The 4,727-nt window shown below is 51.0% G+C and carries 7 protein-coding genes; 1 reads left to right on the forward strand and 6 read right to left on the reverse strand.

Features of this window, described 5'->3' with window-relative positions:
* On the reverse strand, positions 1-340 hold a 340-nt coding region (locus AC2FNE_RS24340), incomplete at its 3' end, for an FAD:protein FMN transferase (protein ID WP_496806534.1).
* Between the two features lie 66 nt (positions 341-406).
* Positions 407-592: a hypothetical protein gene (locus AC2FNE_RS24345; RefSeq protein ID WP_170605677.1), complete on the reverse strand. Its 186-nt coding sequence runs from the start codon at positions 590-592 to the stop codon at positions 407-409.
* Between the two features lie 120 nt (positions 593-712).
* Between AC2FNE_RS24345 and AC2FNE_RS24350 the strand changes: the two genes are divergently transcribed.
* A complete protein-coding gene (locus tag AC2FNE_RS24350; RefSeq protein ID WP_496806535.1) occupies positions 713-1,237 on the forward strand; it encodes a CBS domain-containing protein in 525 nt (174 codons plus the stop codon).
* A gap of 24 nt (positions 1,238-1,261) precedes the next feature.
* On the opposite strand, the gene AC2FNE_RS24355 is transcribed toward AC2FNE_RS24350, so the two are convergent.
* The 4 genes from AC2FNE_RS24355 to AC2FNE_RS24370 all read right to left on the reverse strand — a co-directional run.
* The gene (locus AC2FNE_RS24355; RefSeq protein WP_170605673.1) at positions 1,262-2,041 is read right to left on the reverse strand and encodes a metallophosphoesterase family protein; all 780 of its coding nucleotides are present in this window, start codon (positions 2,039-2,041) and stop codon (positions 1,262-1,264) included.
* Between the two features lie 328 nt (positions 2,042-2,369).
* Positions 2,370-3,590 (reverse strand): NADH:ubiquinone reductase (Na(+)-transporting) subunit F, encoded by a 1,221-nt coding sequence (gene nqrF, locus AC2FNE_RS24360; protein ID WP_170605671.1) that lies wholly within the window; start codon positions 3,588-3,590, stop codon positions 2,370-2,372.
* Positions 3,591-3,600: 10 nt separating this feature from the next.
* Positions 3,601-4,209, reverse strand: coding sequence for an NADH:ubiquinone reductase (Na(+)-transporting) subunit E (gene nqrE / locus AC2FNE_RS24365; protein ID WP_170480069.1), 609 nt, complete (start codon positions 4,207-4,209; stop codon positions 3,601-3,603).
* The coding region (locus tag AC2FNE_RS24370) for an NADH:ubiquinone reductase (Na(+)-transporting) subunit D (RefSeq protein WP_496806536.1) at positions 4,209-4,727 on the reverse strand (519 nt) is incomplete at its 5' end. The genes AC2FNE_RS24370 and nqrE, both read right to left, overlap by 1 nt.

Raw genomic sequence — 4,727 nt, forward strand, 5'->3', positions numbered from 1 at the left:
GTGTCACGTCAAACATCCCGCCCGACTTTTCGTGAACTTCGTTTGCCGCTTCAATTACAAGTGCAAATTCTTCAGAGATAGCAACGGGTTCCGTATTGGATGAAGCCGAGAAAACAGACACCTCGGAGTTTGGATCCCAATTGGACATCTTGGCGTTGACCTCTGCCAAAGTATCCTGCACGGCCGCTGCCAAAGTAGTTTCATCCAGTTCATCACCGATCGCCGTGATGTCAAAGGTGGTCCCCATCGTCTCACCAGACAGTCGAACCACATCTGGTTCAGTGTCGAACCAACATCCCGCTACAAGAAACGTGAAAGCCAGTGCAATCAGGCTGCGCATCGTATGACCTCATGGGATAACCGTGCTCGGCGTATGCCAGCGACCCCTAACAGAGTCAAATCTGACCTAAAGTTTCATCGGTAAAAACCCAAGAACGATCAGACCAATCGCGGCGGGAACCCCGAAAATCCAGGCTCTTTTCCGCCATCCGGGTGCCTGTTGCTTCCAAATCCGTCTAAAGTTGTGCCCGCAAATGACTACGCCCAGAAAGATCAATGCGGCTACAGGCGGTGTTAAGTAAAGTTGGCTCATGCGGCAGGAGCTTCCTGTAAGGCAGAGTTTAACCAGATTTCGAAATTGCACCCTATACAGGGCTTATGCCTGCGATAAGGTAGATAAGACAGTCCACACACATGCAGGAGGAGACAGCCCATGGCCCCAAGCTCTTACCAGCCCCCGACCCGCGGCGACAAGGCCACTACGGCCACACGCAGCCAATCGGTCGAATCGAACCTTTCGCAAACCAACACGACAGTGGCCAAGCTGCTGGAAGGTAAAGGAGACGCCGTATTCGCTGTTAGACCGACTGACACGATCCATTCGGTTGTCGAAATTTTGCGGGAAAAACGAATTGGCGCCGTTGTAGTGACAGATCAGAACGGAACGCTGCAAGGAATTCTTTCTGAACGCGATATCGTTCGTCGCATGGCTGAAACACCGGGAGAGACTCTGCCGCAATCGGTCAGCGATCTAATGACCCGAGACGTGCAGACGTGCAAACCTGACGACCCGCTGAACGACGTACTCAAAACCATGACTGAAGGGCGCTTTCGCCACATGCCGGTGCTGAGCGACGGCATCTTGCGCGGGGTTATCACTATTGGCGACGTAGTGCATTTCCGTTTGAAAGAACTGGAATACGAGGCCCTTAGAATGAAACAAATGATCGTAGGTTAAACCCGTATTTGGATTATTAAGCTCTCACAACTGAGTAACCCCATTTCTGTCAGTGGACAAAAAACGGACCTGTCCACTGGATATTTCAGCCGCTGTAAGGTGGTTGGTCGCAAAGGCTCCGGTGTCAATTGAAATCACTTGGTTTTCGACCGTTGGATCAGTCACGATTGTATGGCCGTGCACAATCCACTGTCCGTCTTTGCGGCGCGGGCCAGGGAATTGCGGGTGCCCCCACAGGCAAACCTTTCTTGATTGCTTATCAACGGATCGATGTGGATCAAGTGCGGCATGCACAACGGTCACGTTTCCACTGGTCCAGGTAAGCGGTCTGTCCTGAATCCATTCCAAAAGCGGTTGGCCCATCTCGCGCCGCAACGCTTCGCCAATCTCATTCAACCTGTCCGTGGTCTCGGTTCCATCGGCAACGCCAAAGGAAGCTAGCGTCTGTCTGCCACCATTGTGCCACCACATTCGCGCCATTGCCTCTGGGTTTTTTAGAAATTGAAGCAACATGTCTTCATGATTTCCTAAAAGACAAATCACTTCGCGGTCCTTGACTCCGGATAGATGGTAAAGGTGGCGTAATACCTGTGCGCTACACTCACCTCTATCGATATAGTCCCCGACAAATACGAGCGGGCAATCTGCATCGAGCGAAGCGATTAGCCGTTGCAACAAGTCCAGACGACCATGGATATCCCCCACCGCATAAAATCGTTCTGCAGGGGCGAGCGTTGACAACGCCGAGCCCGATTTTCCTGAGCGCGACGCAGAGAACAGATTTTTTATCCAACCATTCAGCATCTGCTCTGTTCCCTACCCTGCTGGACCAAGAGCAGCAATCCGGAAATCCAGCAGAACTTGTTGCAACATGCTCCAAGTAATTGCTGTCAGCTCTCTGCGGGGTCACAAGTCGCAGATGACGGAAAGCTGAATTCCGTTTCTTCCCTGTCTAATGTGCCCGAAGAAAATCTGAGCTGCCGACGAATTCTATACAAATAAGCAGGATTCAAACTCGGAACGTGATTGTAGAATTGCGACGCCCAACGCTTAGGCTTTCACAGTTCGCCGATTTGAGTTTCTTGGCCACACCAAAACAAACCGACGCATTAAACTTCGGTTTTTTGACATATCAGCCACCAAAATCATCAAGCATGATGTCTTCACGGTCCACGCCAAGATCCAGCAGCATGTTTATAACAGACTGGTTCATGATCGGTGGTCCGCACATGTAGAATTCGCAATCTTCCGGCGCCGGATGGTTCTTGAGGTATTCTTCGAACAACACGTTATGGATAAAACCTGTGTAGCCGTCCCAATCATCTCCAGGCTGAGGATCAGACAAGGCAACATGCCATTCAAAGTTTTCGTTTTCTACCGCGAGTGAGTCGAAATCCTCGACAAAGAACATCTCTCGCTTGGACCTAGCCCCATACCAAAAACTAATTTTTCGTTTCGTTTTCAATCTTTTGAGCTGATCAAAGATGTGGCTGCGCATCGGTGCCATACCCGCACCTCCGCCTATGAAGACCATCTCCTTTTCTGTGTCGCGCGCGAAGAATTCACCAAAAGGGCCGGAGATCGTAACTTTGTCACCTGGTTTCAAGTTGAAAATGTAGGACGACATCTGACCCGCAGGTATGCCCTCTGATCCCGGCGGCGGCGAAGCCACCCGAACGTTGAGCATGATCATACCCTTCTCTTCTGGATAGTTGGCCATGGAGTAAGCACGTTCAATCGGCTCGGCAACCACTGACTTGTATTGCCACAAATTGAATTTGTCCCAGTCTTCGCGATACTCCTCATCAACGTCGAAATCGGTATACGCCAGCTGGTGCGCTGGCGCCTCGATCTGAATGTAGCCTCCAGCACGGAAATTCACATCCTCGCCTTCAGGTAAGTCCAGCGTCAGGGCCTTGATAAAGGTCGCAACGTTTTCGTTCGAACGAACGGTACATTCCCACTTCTTGACACCAAAGACCTCCTCCGGAACTTCGATATCCATGTCCTGCTTGACTGCCACCTGACAGGAAAGCCGATCCCCACAAGATGCCTCTCGCTTAGTGATATGGCTCTCTTCAGTCGGCAGTATTGATCCGCCGCCCGAATGAATGCGCACGCGGCACTGTGCGCAGGTTCCACCGCCCCCGCAAGCGGACGGGACAAACAGCTTCTCTGCCGCCAGCGTTTGCAAAAGCTTGCCACCAGCAGGGACCGAAATCGTTTTTTCACCGTTGATGGTGATATTCACGTTACCGGTCGAAACCAACCGCGACCGGGCGGCCATGATAACCGAGACCAGCGCGAGAACGATCAAGGTAAATAGGATGACGCCTAAGCTGAACGTTTCCATAGGCCCCTCCTTAAAGCTTCACGCCTGAGAAGGACATGAAAGCCATCGCCATCAAGCCCGCCGTGATAAAGGTGATACCCAGACCCTGCAATCCGTCAGGAATATCGGAATATTTCAGCTTTTCCCTGACACCGGCCATTGCCGTGATGGCCAAAGCCCATCCAAAGCCCGAGGAGAGACCGTAAGTTGCCGCTTCAGCGAAGTTGTAATCCCTCTCGACCATGAACAAAGACCCGCCCAGTATGGCGCAATTTACGGTAATCAAAGGCAGGAAAATACCCAATGCGTTGTACAGAGGTGGAAAATACTTATCGAGGATCATCTCTAGGATCTGCACCATAGCCGCGATGACGCCAATATAAGAAATCAAACCAAGAAAAGTTAGGTCAACATCCGGGAACCCTGCCCATGCCAGTGCGCCTGGTTTCAGCAGATAATTCAGCAACAGATTATTTGTGGGTACTGTAATGGCCTGAACCAGCATCACTGATATACCCAAGCCGAGCGCAGTCGAGATCTTCTTCGAAACGGCGATAAAGGTGCACATACCCAGAAAGAAGCTGAGCGCAAGGTTTTCAACAAAGATGGCCTTTACGGCCAATGAGATAAGCCCTTCCATCAGTGCGCCTCTACCTGTTGAATTTTGTATTCACGCTCTTCGACTTGGCTGGGTTTCCAGGTTCGGAAAGCCCAAATAATCAGCCCGATAATGAAAAACGCGGAGGGCGGCAAAAGCAACATGCCGTTCGGCACGTACCAGCCCCCGTTATTCACGGTCTGCAAAATTGTAATGCCAAATAGCGACCCCGCCCCAAACAATTCGCGGATGAAACCTACCAGCAACAGGATCAGGCCATAGCCCATGCCGTTTCCCATCCCGTCGATGAAAGACGCGACAGGTGGGTTTTTCATTGCAAAAGCTTCGGCACGGCCCATCACAATGCAGTTGGTGATAATAAGGCCAACGAAAACCGACAGGGTCTTAGAAATCTCGAAAGCATATGCTTTGAGGATTTGATCCACCAAAATCACGAGCGAGGCAATGATCACCATCTGCACGATGATCCGGATTGAACCGGGTATCTGATTGCGTAGGCAAGAAATGAAAAAGGATGAGAACGACGTTACAAAGATAAC

The sequence above is a fragment of the Ruegeria sp. YKSD179 genome (assembly GCF_059612885.1).

What these genes read in the sequence shown, in the direction of transcription:
- AC2FNE_RS24350 (WP_496806535.1), top strand. Translation starts at nt 713, where the DNA reads ATGGCCCCAAGCTCTTACCAGCCCCCGACCCGCGGCGACAAGGCCACT.
- AC2FNE_RS24345 (WP_170605677.1), bottom strand. Translation starts at nt 592, where the DNA reads ATGAGCCAACTTTACTTAACACCGCCTGTAGCCGCATTGATCTTTCTG.
- nqrE (WP_170480069.1), bottom strand. Translation starts at nt 4,209, where the DNA reads ATGGAAGGGCTTATCTCATTGGCCGTAAAGGCCATCTTTGTTGAAAAC.
- AC2FNE_RS24355 (WP_170605673.1), bottom strand. Translation starts at nt 2,041, where the DNA reads ATGCTGAATGGTTGGATAAAAAATCTGTTCTCTGCGTCGCGCTCAGGA.
- nqrF (WP_170605671.1), bottom strand. Translation starts at nt 3,590, where the DNA reads ATGGAAACGTTCAGCTTAGGCGTCATCCTATTTACCTTGATCGTTCTC.